Origin of the sequence: Rathayibacter sp. AY1E3, from assembly GCF_002932235.1 — a bacterium.
In the GTDB taxonomy this organism is placed as follows: domain Bacteria; phylum Actinomycetota; class Actinomycetes; order Actinomycetales; family Microbacteriaceae; genus Rathayibacter.
The window spans coordinates 78,316-93,343 of record NZ_PSVN01000007.1 but is presented as its reverse complement, the minus strand read 5'-3'; the positions used below and the strand labels follow the sequence as shown (position 1 = coordinate 93,343).

The following is a 15,028-nucleotide window of genomic DNA, read 5'->3' as shown; positions in this document are numbered from 1 at the left end:
AATCGGCTACTCACAGGCGCACGCCGCGCGTTTCCTGCGCACGGTGCGGCGCCTCAGATTGCCGAGTCGCGTCGAGCTTCACGATCGTCCTTAGCGCTGCCTCGGCACGCGCATGGTCGATCTTCTGGGTGGCCGATTCGGGCTGCGCACCGAGCGCGGCATCTACGGTGAGCTGGTAGCGATCGCGGTAAGCGGCGACAATGCGGGCAGCGGGGCGCCAGGCTGCCGCGCGCTGAGGATCGGCGGGCTGAGCGCCAAGGCTGGTCACCCACGCTGATCCTTCGGTCAGCGCCCGATCGAGCACGGCATCGGCGCGATCCTCCATGAGAGTGCGCCGTTCGGTCAGCGCCTGCTGCATATCACTGCTCATGATGCCCGAAGCTGCTGGAATTAGCCCGGCGATGAATCGTGGCGAGACGCGCGAGCGCCCAGAGCCCGCAGGCCGTGCAGTCGCCGCCGCGACCCGATGCCGTAGGACTGCCGCAATGTCGTCCGCGTCATCGAGCCTGCGAGCACCCACGAGCCGCGGGAGCAGTGCATCCACGTTGTGATTGTTCGCCTCAGCGCGTTGCAGCTCGGCGCTGAGAGGGCCGAACGCGTCAGACTCGATCGCGGCGGAGGCATCCGCCTCCGCAAGACCGGAGGTGCGAAGCAGCGCGGCCCAGCGATCGCGCTGCGCCGCGGCGGCGATCGTCTCGTACTCAGCGGCGAGCTGCGCGATCGTGCCCCATGCCTCCTGCTCGGCCACGAGCGCGTCGTGCGCGGATGGCTCAGCACCAACGTGCTGCAGCACACCGCAGAGCACGTTGCGCCCACTCGCGGCGCCACTATCGCTCGTGCGCGGCACGTCGTGCGCAGCGTCTGGTCGATCGACGGCGACGTAGGCGCGGTTGAGCGTGCGCCCGCGCGTCATGGCGACGTATAGGTTCTCGCGCGTCATCGATGGCTCGACCAGCACGTGGGCAGTGTCGGTGGTCACGCCCTGCGCACGATACGAGGTGACCGCGTATCCCAGCTCGACGTGCTCGGCCACGTAGGATGCGGGCAGGATGACCGAGCATCCACGTGATGCTCCGAGCCTGCGCGCGACGACTGCGCCGTCGGTGCGAACGTCGAGCACATTCCATCGGTCGCCGTTCCGCACCCAGCCGCGTCCGGCCCGTAGCCTGCGATCGTTCTGCCGGGTGATCACGGTGTCACCGATGGCAGTACGGCTGTCATCGTGCAGTCTCGCTTCGCGTGGTCCGTGCACGGTGCCATCGAGGATCTGGTCGGTGCGCGCCCGACTGTTGAGCGCTGCAACGGACTCGTTGGAGTCGGAGATCAGGATCGTGGATCGGCCCGCGCCGCGATCCGCACGCCATGCAGCTCAGGCGGCATCCACCATGGCCTCCGTCTCGCCGTCAACGACGCGCCCGCGTTGCTCGTACTCGTCGAGTGCCTCGACGTGGCCGTGACGGAGATCGAGTGACGCGGTCTTCTCCCACTCGTGGGTGAAGCGATGCACGTCAACGAGTTCAGGTACATCGTCGCGGTTGTGGGCGAGGAGCCCGAAGGCACCACCCGCGTCGACCGACTGGAGTTGCGCGTAGTCGCCGACCAGCAGCACCTTGGCTCCCGCAGTGATGGCAAGCTGAGTGATGCGGTCGAGCGAGAGCGTGCCCGCGAGGGAGGCTTCATCGAGGACCACCAGCTGCCCGGCATGGAAGGAAGCGCCGGTGTTGATGTGATGCTGCCACCACTTCGCCGTGTTCTCCGTTGCGATGCCAAGATCCTTCGCGAGCACCTCGGCTGCGCCCGCCGACGGAGCGAGCCCGACGACTGATCCGGCACCGTACTCTGCTTCCCAAGCGCGACGCAGAGCAAGCATTGCGGTGGTCTTCCCAGCACCCGCGGGTCCGACGAGCACGTCGAGAACCCGGCCAGATACGGCGATGCGAGCGAGCGCCTCTGCTTGGTCCTCGCCGAGCATTCGCTTCTCACGGTCTGGCTTTCGCGTGAATCGCACTATCGTCGCCAGTGGCACCGTCGGACCGGTGACTTCTCGACTGCGCTCCTACAGACGATCCTCGGCATCGAGGAGCAGGTTCGAGGAGTACACGGTCGAGTTCTTGGGCCGGAACACCGACGAATCATCGCTGCGACGAAACTCGATCGGGCTCGACGCCAGCTCGAACGGAGTGAGCCGAAGCGAGGCCTGCTCGGCGGCATCAACGATGAGACCGACGACGGCTTCGCGATCCTCCATGGACGTGAATCGATAGCCCAAGGTCTGCCGTGCAGCTTCGGCAGTGAGGTTCCAACGTCGCCAGGTCGAGCGTTTCTCGCCGACCGATGCCACGACACTCTCACCGAGCGAGCGGATAACGGCGAGCGGCAGATCATCGGCGCGGAACAGCAGCGGTGCATCGTTCATCGCAACCTCGCGCGCCCACACGGCAGCATCCTCTCCGAGGATCGCACGCGCGCGCTCGCGCCACCCTGCGGTGAGGTCGGCCAGCGAGTGCAGCCTCTTCTCGGGGCGAGTGGAGAGTGTCGCCTGAGCGCGGAGTCTCATTATCGCCGTCGGGTTCGGCCTGTGTCCGTGAGCTTCGACGTAGGCGACGATGAGCCTGTCGGTCTCTTCGTCGATGTGCCGCGCGCGGGTCGAGAACTCAGCGATCAGCGGCTCTGGCACGGACGTGATCGCCCAGCCTGGGTTGCGGTTGCGCCCCATGTCGCGAATCTCCCATTCGACGCCAAGCATGCGAGTGAGGTGATCGGCGAACACGGCCTCGTGCAGTTCGGACAGCGCCACGGTTGCGGAGTGCATCGGGCGGCTGTCGAGCGACCGCCACTTGCCGTCGAGCACCGTCTGCACCTTGTTGCTGATTACGACGTGCGTGTGCAAGTGAGGGTCGCTAGCTCGCGAGTCGTAGTGATCGTAGGCGGTTGCGATCACGCCGCGAACGTCGACCTGTGCACCCGCGCCGTCGCCAGCGCTTGCGCCAGTGCGTGTGAATGCAACTTCGCGTTCCATGTACGCAACCATCTCTGCAACCGCCGCGTGATGCGCATCAGCGATGAGCGACTGGATGCCGCCGTCAGCAACAGCCCAGAGCACCCTCGCAGACTTCGGGATCGAGAACGTGAAGTCAAACCCGGCGACCGCGGTACGCGTACCCGCCGCTGCTTCCTCGGTCTCGATCGTGGCGATCGCTTGCGCACGCTCAACAACACTGAGTGTCGTGTCGAGCGCTGCGGAGCGATCTTCGACGCGCTGCGCGACTCTCTTGTACACGGGATACGCGCGGCCGAGCGGATCGCCAGTGATGGGATCGAGCCCCATGCCCACCAGGAGCTGCAGCTGCTTCTCGCTGACTTCACTGCCAGTGGCGAGCTGTCCCGCGCCGAGGGCGGTGAGCCCGGCGCCCATCCACCGGCCCGGCGGAGTGCCCTAGGCGGCGTAGTAACGCGTGAGCGGCGTCGACAGAGAGCGGTCGCCATCACCCGCGGCTACGGTTCGCAGCAGGTACTTGTAGCCGTCTCCGGCGGACATCACGCGCATCGAAACCGTCACCGCGGACCACCTCTTCTTCGTCACGAAGAAGGTGATCAACGAGGGTCAATCCTCGATCTGCCAGAGGCGTGGCGGCTTCGGATCGCGTTGACCAATTGACTCAAAAAGGCGGCTGATCCGTGGCGTCCTCCAGATCGTCGGACAGCTGAACATCATCAGTGTTGTCAGCGATCGGCGTGAGCCAAGTCGACGTAACCGACATTGTGCGACTGTTCGGCTCTGCCTCGGGCGGCAGTGGACTGATCCTCACGATCACAGGGACTTGCGCTGAGACTCCTGCTACAACGCAGACGCCCCTTGGGAGGATGGGCAACTGCTCGAAGGAAACACGGTCGAGGTAGGCGACGGCCTTTTCGATCGCTTGTACGTCGAGGTTGTTGACGAGCCTGTGGAGGAAATAGTTGTGGAGCTGCGAGATGATCGTGGGCGAGATGTCATGAGGTCGCTGGCTAGCCAACGTCAGGAACACCCCGAACTTACGTCCTTCCTTCACAATCTCTTCGAACGTTTCAAGTCGGTAGTCGCGCCATGCCTCGCGCTCGCGGGACGACTCCAGAGACAGGATGTTATGAGCTTCGTCGATGATGAGGTTGAGATAGTGCTCGTTGCTTGGATCGCGCTCTTTCTTCAGGTCGTAGAGATGCTTGCAGAGCAGCATCGGAATAACCTTGCGCATCGAAAGGCTAACGTCGCGCAGTGACACCACGATCAGCGGCTCTTCGTATGACTCGCTATCATCGGCTACGATCAACTTCTTGATGTCCGGGACTCGCGTCTCAAGCCTCTTGATCAGTGGCGACAAGTGCTCCCGATTCGAGAAGCCACTGATGATGTCGTTGTAGTACTGGAAGACGATCTTGAAGCAGATCAGATCAATACCCGGTTCGATAGCGGAGAAGTCGAGGGGGAGCGCAACGACCTTGTCTTTAGTCAGCGACTCCCACGTCGCATGATCTGGGTCGATGAAGTTCTTCCACTCTCCCCAAAAGAACTTCCCCATCGTTGCGTTGTAGTGCAGATTCGATTGGAAGTCGTCGATCAACGCGGTCAGCTCAGGGGAGGTTGACGGTGCGAGACAAGTCTGCACCTCTGCCAAGAGGTTGAGCACAATCTGCCGGTCGACGCTCTTATCGCTGCTTTTCGTCGCTCGAAGAACCATGTCGCCAAGAACGCTCAAGAGGTCGTGCGGGTCTGCAAGTCTTCGCTCCCAGTAGTCGCTGTCGAGCACGCGCGCAAGAAACGGCGCTTGCGTCTTCTCTGTGGCGTCAAGGAGAACCGTCCAGAACCCGATGTCATTGATGGCGCTGGCGGGGAGAGGAAGACGTGGGCCGTTGGTGGCACGCGTGCTGAGTGCGAACTCCCGCTTGTTCGTACCGCTGGTCAAGACGGACGTGGAGCGATTGTCATCGTCCGATCCTGCCCGACTAAGGTACTCACCGTTGAAATCGATCAAGACGAACTGTGAGCGCTGGCGAAATCCTATTTCTGCACCGTATCGCTCGAAAAGCTCGTGGTAGAGCTTCGCCAACGTATAGGACTTGCCGCTTCCAGTATTGCCAAAGATCCCGACGTGACTGGCAAAGATCGCGTTCACGCCGACCGATACGCTCTGAGTCGGCTCCATCGCAAGAACGCCAATTGGCATGGGCGTATCCGAGTCTTCGACGAAGGCGTGAATGAGGCCGAACTCTTCCTCGGTCAGAATGAAGCACTCATTGTCGAGCAACGGCATCTCGCGGACACCGCGTTCGAATCGACCTCCTTCGATGTGACCAATGAGGCTGATCTGAAGTTGGCGCGACATCGGATCTGCTCCGCGTCTGTATACAGTTGAGGCGCCCCGGTCCTCCTCGATAACCTCGCCGTCGACCTTGGCGATTAGCTCGGAAAAACCCTTCACAACCTTCAAATAGCCGCCAACAGCAACGTTGCGAACGATGCCGCCCTGAAATAGCAGGTGGGAGCCGTTTTTGAGCTTGTCAACGCGGACGCGCACCTGCCGCCCCTCGACAGACACCACGCGACCAACGCGAAACACCGCGTCCTGGGCGGCAACGTCCTCCTCAATCATTGGCAGGCTCCGACGACGTGCGGATGTCCAATTCGATCCGTTGATCCGGCTCGGGGATCTTGTCGCGAACGATCGGAGCGAAGTAGTCAGATTCGAGCACGTCGAGATTGATCATGCGCTCGGCCTCGCCATCGTCGGGGTCGTCAGGGACCACCAATTGAACGTTGCCGTTCTTTATCTCTGATTCGGGGATCAGGGTCTCATAGGCGTCACGCCCGCCGCGAGAATAGCAGAACACAATCACTTGCAGCGTCGGGTTCGTTCGTGCCGCCCGCAACACGAGGTCGCGAAGGTGCTCGTCACGGAAGGAGAACCCATGAACAAAGAGGACGCTGTTCTCCTTCTCCAATTCGTTGGCGAAGCGACGAATCAACTCGTAGTAAGTCTCGTTTAGGACTGTCGTTGCGAACTTACGTTTGTCCGGGTTGACGATGCCGAGCCGGTCATAGCCGCCGGTGAACGCAGTGACGGCTGCAGCCGCTTGGGATGCTGCTTCCTCCGTATCGAGTAGGTCGAGGTCTGCAAGGGTACTCTCGGCGGTACCGACAAGATCTGCAATCGAACAGATTTTCGGCCCTTTGCCTTCTGGCTGAGGGTCGACGATTACGGGGAGAAGGTATTGTTTCGCTTCGTCAAGCAACGCCGTGACCTCGCGCACGAGCGTCAGCCCGTGGTCGAAGTAGATCTCCGTGCGGCTGCTCCGTCGCTCCCGCTGTCGCCACGAAGCCGATCCGTGAATCTTGATGAGGTTGAAGACCGGCACCTCGAACCGGTGCTCGTACCGGCTCCCAGCGCGGAAGCGAAGTGTGTTGAAATCGCCAGGATCAAATCGCGGCCTGATCTTGCCGCTGAACCCGTCAGTGAAGTCGACGCCCAGTTCCTCCATCGCTACCTCAAAGAGCATGTCAACGTTGGTCGTGAAGATGTTGGCTTGCTTCGACAGGAGCGTGCTGTGCCGTCGAAGCAGGATGCGGTTCAACGTTCGCATGAACTTTGCGTATGACCGGAGGACTGCCTCTGCACGGCCCTCTCGCTCGACGACCGCGCTGTTCGGGACAAGCACATTCTCAAAGAAGTACGCCTGGATCGATGCGCGAACGAGCGCCTTCACGGGTTCAGGTGCAGTCGCGTCAGCGAGCTCCGTCAGAGCTTCCTCGATGTTGCCGAGCGGTGCAAAGAACGGCAGCGAGGTTCCCGCACCGATCAAGAAGTTGAGGTGTGCGGATTCGACAATTGTGCTGAGGCGCTGAGCAGAGAGTCGGTTGCTCTGTCTCTCTTGCACCGGCTGATGGGCGACTCCGTTGATGCGTACTTGCGAAGTTTCGGGCACGTCTTGTCCTCAGTTCGTGAGTGTGTTGTCGAGGTGGGCTCCGATGTAGCCGACCGCGACAAAGCCAGCGGCTGCGACGGTGTCCTCGAAGTAGAGGCGAGGCGACCCAGCGCGGCCGGTCGCCAGAGCGATGTGCGCAACGAGCAACTTGGAGCCACTGGGATCGATGGTCTCAGGAAGACCGGACACTGTTCGTTGTGCCATCATTTTGGCGTTCGTGCGGACGGTTTCGCCCTCGCTCCACTTGACCTTCGATATCCGCATGGGAAGTCCGTGCTGGGAGTTGCTGATGTAATGGCTTAGCGACTGGTCGAACTGCCCCTTCGCTCGTGCCGTGGCGTAAGCACTGAAAGTCACGAGCGCGTCCCAAGCCCTCATCACAGCGGCGTCACCGAGGTCCGAGTACTCGTCGAGATCCTCGGCATCGTCTCGTTTTCCGAAGAACCGGATTCCGCTAAGCAGATCAAGCCGATAGATCAGCTCACGGAAAGTCGAGGGGTACTCTATCGCGGCGGGCTCGTCGCTGAATGCGTAGGCGGCTGCAGCCCCCTCTGCACCCAACCGAGTCAGTTCACGCCTCAGATGATCAATCTCACGGCGACCCTTCTCGACGTCGAGGCGCAGCCCTACCGCGTCAATGTAGGCTTCCTCGTTCTCAGCACGTAGTGCCTCCACAGCCGCTTGCGCCGAAGTTGCCGCCGCGCGCAGCACCTCGTTTTCGTTGAGCGCGAGGGTGACAAGTTCCTCCGCCTCGGCTAGGTTCCTCAGTAGCTCAGCGGACTGGTCCGCGTTTGGTTCCTCGGCAGCGACGGTATCGGTGCTGTGAAGAATCTCGAACGTCCGCAACCCCTTCTGGCGCAAGAAAGCGTAGTCAGCATCCCTCAAAGGGTTCGGCAACTGGACGTCCCGAAGCCGCTCTACCTGCGCGTTGCGAATGATCCGCTGGAGGCGGCGGTCTTGGCTCTCCTGGATAGTCGATGCGTGAAGTAGTCGATGGCGGAGAGAATCCCTGGGATCATCGAGATTGGCGCCAGGTAGGAATGTCCTCATCGCACCGGCCGGGATCGTATGCCCCGACGCAACGGTGCTGTTGAAGGCGTTGCGCGCTTCGGGAGTGAGCATGTAGCCGAAACCCATGCCTTCAATGCGGCCGAGAATCCTGTGACCTCGTTCGAGCCACACCTTGTCGGAGACGCCCTCAGGCGGAGTGGTGACGTAAACCGCGCCACGACGCTCCGGGTCACGTAGAACTCTGATCAGATGTGTGACATGGAGGTTGGTCGCGATGACGTCGATCTCAGATGCGGGGTTCTCTAGCCCATCCCGCATCTCGACTTCGCGGAGGATGTCTGTGACGAAGGCCGGAGTGCCGCTTGGTTGCTGCTCGACTCGTTCGCGCCCGGCGCTATCAACGTATTCGAGAGTCGGCGGCTCGACGTCAACCCAGAGCCAGAGCTGCCCGTTCGAGAACACCAGGCTGATCTGTGTGACGCCTGTTCTGTCGGTCTCGGTGTTCCTGTACCAACGAGGGGCAGTCCACTCCTCCGTGAGCGTCCAGCGATATCCGCTGACACCGCGATCGCTCTCCGAGATCTCGTTGGCGACAAGCGTTGCCCCGGCCGCGTTGGCAAGGGCCTCGCCCTCGGAGGGCAGAGCGTTAAATCCCTTCTTCTGGGTCACCCATTTGCGAAGCACGTCAACGGTGCTCGCGAGGTTGCCGTTGTTGTACTCCGCGGACAGAATCGCCCGGTATCCGATCGCCATGCTCTTACCCCGGCCCCTCAGATCTTTTCGAAGCCGGAGCTGGGGTCGAACTTGAGCACGCGCGCGTTCTCGCTGATGGTGCGGACCTCAGACTCATCGAACCCTCCCGGCTTGGAGGCCTGGATGTCGATGGTGATGTCGAGCTTCGCTCCGGCACCGGCGAGACGGTCGATGATCTCGCGGGTGACGTTTCCGATGTCGCGTGCGTAACGGTCAGAGTCGACCTTCACAGATCCGAAGAAGCGAGCGAGCACAGCCTCCAGCGCGGACTCTGTCTCGGAGGATGACCCCTCTTCGTTGGAGGTCGACTCGCCGCCGTTCCAGGTGAAGTCGACCGGTCCGACGTTGGTCGAATCCGCATCACCGGCCGCTGCCTGAGCGGAGGCCTCGCGAGCAGCTGCAAGGCGGTCAGCGTCGACCTGCTTGTTCGCCCGCCCCGACTCGATGAGCAGGGTGCTGTCGGTGATCTGGATTCTGGTGCTTGAGTTCGTGGACGCGAGCAGACCGCGGTAACGGCCAGTCTCGGCGTCCTTCCCCGCCGCGATCGCGAATCGCTCGTTCTCAACCAGCACTACGGCGAGCGACTGCTCGATGGCACTGTCGAGCACCTCGCGGCGGACGAGCCGCGGCAGATAGGTGTAGCGAGTGAAGTAGCCCCACAGCTCACCAACGGTGATCTCACCCGCGTCACGCCAAAGCGCGCCGAGTTCGTGGTGCAGGGTGGACCCGAGGATCGGCGCACCGAAGTCGGTGACGAGCTGATCCTCGCGACCGAGCTTGGCGCCAACTCGTTCAGCCAGCGATCGTCCGCCGGAGTCGGGTACCTTGTCGGCGACTAGCTCGAACGGCTTGGTTGGGTCGAACTGCTCGGGGTAGACGGCCCAGACGAAGGTGTCACGGATGCGGTCCGAGACGGTTTGGTCAAGTCGAGAGACCCAGTCGTCGGTTTGCTTGCGTTGCTGCACGGACAGATTAAGGCTGTCGCTGGTGGCCTGGACACGCTGCCAACCGAGATAGCTGCGAGCAGCGGCTTCGAGGCTCTCCAGCTCGCCCTTGTCTGCCAGCAAGAAGATCAGCGTGTTGCGGTGGATCCGTTGGCTCGCCCCCTTGCTCTCGATCGCATCGCGCACCCACTCGTGAGCCGCGGCGTCCGCGCCATCCTGCTTCCGGCGTGCGTAGCGCGGGTGCGCGATGACCAGGCGCGTCTCTTCGAGGTCGGGGATATCGGCCGTGGATCCTGGCGCGATATGCACCCGATCAAACACGCCTCGTACCCGCTCTTCGCCTTGGAGGCGTCTGCTGATCTCGTTCCACACTGTCTCCACGTCTTCGCGGAGCCGCTCGGCGTAATCGTTCGCAGTCTTCGTGACCGACGGCTGAGTGTCGAACCAGTAGTGGCCCTGCTCCTCATAGAAGTAGGTCGAGCGCTGCGCGAGCAGTTCGACCGCACTGCCAAAGTTCCCAAGGGTGTCGCCCGGGATCGCGGTGCCGAGCCAGAGGTACTGCTTGTCGAGGCCCTTGCGGGTGCTCTTGATCCTGGGCGCTGCACCCATGAAGATCGTGCGGGCAATGCGCTGGGTGACGAACCGCTGGCCGAGGTTCGGTCGATCAAGGTCGATCTGCTGCGCGGTCGAGCCTGGGCCGTCGATGTCGGAGTCGATGATCGGCTTCCACTGATCTTCGAGGTACTGCGTCAGATCGGTGTTCACCGTCGTCGCGTCCAGCGGCACGTTGCCCGGCAGGATCAGCGGGGAGGTGTCGTTCGACGCCCACAGCTCATGCACGATCGATGACACGAGCTTCAGCACCCCCCGGGTGCGCTGGAACCTCTCCAGTGTCGACCAGTCCTCATAGAGTCGGTCGAGCAATTCGGGATGCAGCGGGTAGGAGGCGCGGATGCGCTTCTCATAGTCGTCGTTCGGTGAAGCAGCGTCCCGTGGGAACAACGCGGTGTTGTTCCGGTAGAGGGTCGCAAAGCTCCGCGCTACGGCCGAGATCGTCGTGAGTCCTTCGGCGTTCGGCGCCTGAAAGAGGCGACGGCGTACGATCTCGAATGACTCGTCCTTGCTCGAAGGGCGCCACTGGTCGGCGACGCGGCGGACCACGTTCTGGAGGCGCTCCAATGCGAGCTGTCCGTTCGCGCCGCCTATTTCAATGTCACTGCCATGTCCATCAGCGCCGGTATCGGATGCCGGGATGGAGACGACGAGCATCACGCCGGGCACAGATCGGACGATCTCGGTCAGGGACTGCGCGAAGGTGAACTGCGTCTCGAATGAGCCCGATGGCAGCTCCTTGTCCGTGACGAGCTGACGCGCGTAGGCGACCCATTCGTCGATCAGGATCAGCGAGGGTGAGTAGCGCAGGATCAGCGTGCGCATTGCCTCGCCAGGGTTGGTTCCGGCCCGGTCGTCGACCGCGATCAGGTCGTAGGCCTCGCGCCCGCCCAGTTGCCAAGCCAGCTCACCCCACAGCGTGTTGACCTCGGTACCGTCGTCTTTGATGATCGGCGATCCGGCCTTCAGATAGGTGCCGACAAGTGCGACCCGTCGCACACCCAGGTTTTCAAGCTCGGGGTTGCCGTTCTCGGCGATGAGTTCTTGAAGCTCCTGCGGGAAATCCTTCGACGGGGTGCCGCTGAACAGGTGGTACAGCGCCAGCATCGAGTGAGTCTTGCCGCCACCGAAATTGGTCTGGAGGTTGACGACCGGGCTCGCGCCTGCCTCACGGTTCAGGCGAAGCAGTGCCCGCGACAGCAGATCGCGCAACCCCTCGGTCAGATAGGTGCGGGTGAAGAACTCCACCGGGTCGCCGTACTCCGGGCTCGTTGCCTGGCCTGTATGCACGAGGTGAAGATCGGCCGCGAACTCCGACGCGGTGAATGCGCCGCGAGCCACGTCATCGTGCGGGCGGATCACTTCTCGCCAGGGACGAAGACCGGAGCCAGGATCCAGCGACACCTTCGTACGCTTCACCTGCTTGCGGGTCTGATCCTCGAACACCGTTCGCTGAAGATCGACGCGCAGCTTCCGGACATCCTCGGCGGAGTCAACCGCACCGACTGCGTGTAGCAGGCGTTCGATTGTGTCGAGTGCGCGCGAAGCGTCGTCGGAACTGAAGGGCTCGTTATGCGCCCACAGGTTTCGGGTCTCTCGCAGTTCCGAGGCGAAGCCCTGCTGCGCACGCGAGAGCGTCTCCTTGAAGTGGTACCCCTGCTCAGTGATCGCCCTCAGCTGTACCTGTACGTCGTGCTTGGTCAGCGTACGCAGCGGTCCACCCCTGCGCTGGGCATCCTCCTGCGCCCACTGCGTGGGCCAATCGGTGGTCCTGTACGCACGAGTCATGACCTCGTCGACATCGTCCAGGAGTCCCTCGGAGAGCAGGTCGAACGCCTTGCCCACTCGATCTCGGTTATTCATCGCCATCGCTGCCCCCTAGAACCTTTCGCATACTGTTTCAGAGAAGGCCTGCATCCGCGACCCACCCGTCATTATCTAGCCCTAGTCATCGTCGAAGTCGAATGCCTGCTGCATGGAACGAGGGACATCGGCGAACTTGCGCGCCTGCTCGTTCACATCTCCCCACGCACTTACGAGGCCGTTGAAGAGGATCGCGTCCTTGGTGTTTTTCTTCTTCTCCGCCTCGCGGAACAGTAGGAAGCCCAACTCCTTCACAGCATCCAGGCTCACGCGTGTCTGGACGGTAGGTAGCAGCTCAGCAACCTTGTCTGCGCCGTCCTTGGCCATCAGAGCCGCCAGGCGAATCGTGGCTTCCCATACGCTCACGCGCTCATCGGCAATGACGTCCCACTCACCCCCCAGCTTGGACGGTGAGAGCAGACAGGCTTTCCCACCCCTCGCTTCAAAGATGCCACCCCGCTCCAGGGAGCCAACTGATGTATCGGACGATCGTGCGAGCTGATCGGCAACCCCAGAATTCTCCTGGGCCCAGCCATATTGCCGATACCACTTCACGGCGAACCGCGTGTCGGGGTCGAAATCAGATTCCTGGTCTCCGATCACTTCATCGAGCGTGGAGTTGATGAGGAGAAGCGCATCCTTGACGCTCATGTCCGAGCCGTCAGCTTCACGAGCGCGTGAGTAACGTGAGAATACTGAGATGCCGGGGCCGATAGCAGCCTGTGCGAGATCGACGGGCGCGATCGATCCCTGCATTAGGGCGCGTAGCGCTTCGGGAAGCTCTGCCTTCAATGAGGCCACGAACGCGCGCCGAGTCGTTGCGGGCGCGTTCTCTGGGCGCGGACGGCACGCCAGGACAATCGACGATGCAAGCGAGTTTGTGGTTTGCGCCTTCGCGCGATTCTTCAGTTCCGTCGTGATCGGCCAGGTCGCCGAAATTTCCCAACCTGAGTTGATCAGCCCAGAAAGCAAGGTGTGCCATCCAGTGGATGTTGTACCGGCAGCATCCTCATCCTGCTGCTTGTAGGCGTAATAGACGGTCAACGGTATCGTTCGACTCGCTTCACGCCTCAGCTGAGCGAACACCGAATTGAAGCCGTCCACGAAGAACTTCTCAGCTCCCGCCTTACCGTTGTGTCGATACGGATTAGCGACTAGCTCTTCTGCTTTCGGCGTAAGCATTGTCCCGACGACTTTTGATTGAACTGACCCGAGAGAACGCCGAAGCCAAACGTAGAAGAAGTCTGACAAATCGGAGTACCCCACCATGTCGTAGTATGGCGGGTCGGTGGAGATCGCGAGGCCCGAATAGGATCGTGAAGACGCGTCAGCCTGCGTCACCACTCCCGTCCCATGTGCGGGTAGTCGGAGAAGCGCTTTGACGAGACTTCCAAGGCTGACGGTGAACCCTCCGGCAGCGGTACCGAAGGGCATAGTCTCCGCGAAGTCCCACATCATCGGGATTGCTTGCCTGCCAAACAAGTTACGCACTTGTGTCTTCGTGATCTCCCAGCGACACAGCGCGTTTGAAATATCCGTCATCCGGCTCACGCCGAGCGCGAGATAGGTCGCTACCGCGTCCGCATAGGCTTCCGCGCCGGTGCCACCGTCCTCAAGTCGGTCGCCCCGCGGCATGCCAGCCGCAAGCGCGTCGAGTATTACTTGCTCACGGGCATCCGCGACCAGACCATTCAGAGTCGTGAGCGCAACGAGCTGTCGATCTGTAAACAGATCCGAGAAGCGCGTGAGTCCGTATGGCGGAGTCCAGATGTTGCGAGGATCAAACGGCAACTCCTCGTCCGGAACATCGTCGGGGCGCGCGACTTCGGCGGCCTTCCGCTGCTCAGCCGTGGGTGTGAGAAACAGGCGTCCACGATCGCCTTCCGCGATCACCGCAATCAGGTGTGCGCCCATCCTTCCCGCGCTTCCTTCGGCCTTCAAATAGTCGCTGGAGATTGGAGTACCATCAGCGATGCTCACTGCGCCTCGTCCAGTTCTTGTTCCATCCTTTGTGCCGGATGGCCCGAGCGCATCGTGTCTTACTTCGTAGCGAACCTCACCATTAATAATGGTGGCCTCGACCCACGCCTCATTGCCCTTCTTCTTACTTAGCCACCAGGATGAAACAAGTGGCGTCTCGATGGGGTTGGCCGGGTTGGGGCTTTTTACTGTGCGTGCCCACTTCCATGCGACGACCGAATGTTCCGTTCCTCCCGCGGCCAGGGCCTTGGGATAGAGGTGGCCGATGCGTTTCTCGGCTTCATGCTGCATCCAGGCGCCATAATGCCTGACGTCTTCTGCGAGGCCCTCCGCTCGCAGCCATCCCTGACGTTCACCAACTAGGTCAGGAAAGACTGGGGGACGACTCTCGAACCTCGGCGGGATCTCGATGAGCGCCTTGTTCAGCAAGACGGACAGCGGATTGAGGTCGCTCGCGTGCGCCTCAAGACCGAGACGCTGTGCCTCAAGTGGTATAGACCCTCCACCGGCGAAAGGATCAAGAACTGCCGGAAGGTCTCCGCCGTTGCTCTTTCGAATTTCGTCCCGAGCGAGGCGAAGGATCGACTCATCGTTGCTGTTCTCCCAAACGATTAGTCGCTCTATCAAAGAATGCAGCCTTGCCCGCTCAGCATCTTGCGCCTCGATGGTGGGGAACTCTTCGACCCGCGCCGACGGGTCATCGACTAGCTGCGCGAACAAGACCGCACGCGCGGTTGCCAGCGGCTTCCGGGACCACCAGAGGTGCAACGTTGACGGGTGTCCCTGCCGTATGGACTTCTCCCTTGACGACTCGGCGTTGATCGCTTCGAGTGGCAGCGAGACTTCGATGAGCTTCTTCTTGGGTGCGGTGGTCACGGTACTTCTCTCGCTGGCGTCGGTCTGGT

Annotated in this window: 5 protein-coding genes and 1 pseudogene; all 6 read right to left on the bottom strand. The window is 61.8% G+C overall.

Annotation, left to right across the window (positions count from 1 at the left end; genetic code table 11):
- Positions 1–10 precede the first annotated feature (10 nt).
- Positions 11–3,547, bottom strand: a pseudogene (mobF, locus tag C5C53_RS07840) (MobF family relaxase).
- Positions 3,548–3,659: 112 nt separating this feature from the next.
- On the bottom strand, positions 3,660–5,630 hold the full coding sequence (locus C5C53_RS07835) for an ATP-binding protein (RefSeq protein WP_104267250.1): 1,971 nt from the start codon (positions 5,628–5,630) through the stop codon (positions 3,660–3,662).
- Entirely contained in the window at positions 5,623–6,960 is a 1,338-nt protein-coding gene (locus C5C53_RS07830) for an SIR2 family protein (RefSeq protein WP_146084657.1), read from the bottom strand. The genes C5C53_RS07835 and C5C53_RS07830 overlap by 8 nt, the downstream gene beginning before the upstream one ends.
- 9 nt (positions 6,961–6,969) lie before the next feature.
- The gene (locus tag C5C53_RS07825; protein ID WP_104267248.1) at positions 6,970–8,724 is read right to left on the bottom strand and encodes a hypothetical protein; all 1,755 of its coding nucleotides are present in this window, start codon (positions 8,722–8,724) and stop codon (positions 6,970–6,972) included.
- Between the two features lie 17 nt (positions 8,725–8,741).
- A complete protein-coding gene (locus C5C53_RS07820) occupies positions 8,742–12,149 on the bottom strand; it encodes a Swt1 family HEPN domain-containing protein (RefSeq protein WP_104267247.1) in 3,408 nt (1,135 codons plus the stop codon).
- Positions 12,150–12,224: 75 nt separating this feature from the next.
- Entirely contained in the window at positions 12,225–14,999 is a 2,775-nt protein-coding gene (locus C5C53_RS07815; protein ID WP_219813965.1) for a DUF1156 domain-containing protein, read from the bottom strand.
- Positions 15,000–15,028 lie beyond the last annotated feature (29 nt).